The organism is Actinomadura sp. NBRC 104425 (genome assembly GCF_030269545.1).
Classification (GTDB): Bacteria; Actinomycetota; Actinomycetes; order Streptosporangiales; family Streptosporangiaceae; genus Spirillospora; species Spirillospora keratinilytica.
Window position 1 is genome coordinate 1 of the sequence record NZ_BSTN01000173.1, and the last position, 202, is coordinate 202.

A 202-nucleotide genomic window follows, 5' to 3' on the forward strand; every position below is an offset into this window, starting at 1 on the left:
ATGTAGCGGCGGCCCTCGGTCCACTCGTCGGTCTGCTCCATCAGCACGGCGCCGACGAGGCGGATGATCGCGGTGCGGTCGGGGAAGATCCCGACCACGTCGGTGCGCCGCCGGATCTCCTTGTTGAGGCGTTCCTGGGGGTTGTTGGACCAGATCTGCCGCCAGATCTGGCGAGGGAAGCCGGTGAAGGCCAACAGGTCGT

General features: G+C 66.8%; 1 protein-coding gene. It reads right to left on the minus strand.

Features of this window, described 5'->3' with window-relative positions:
- Positions 1 to 202, minus strand: a 202-nt coding sequence (locus QSK22_RS33625) for a transposase (protein ID WP_285498566.1), incomplete at both ends; no start/stop codon positions are given.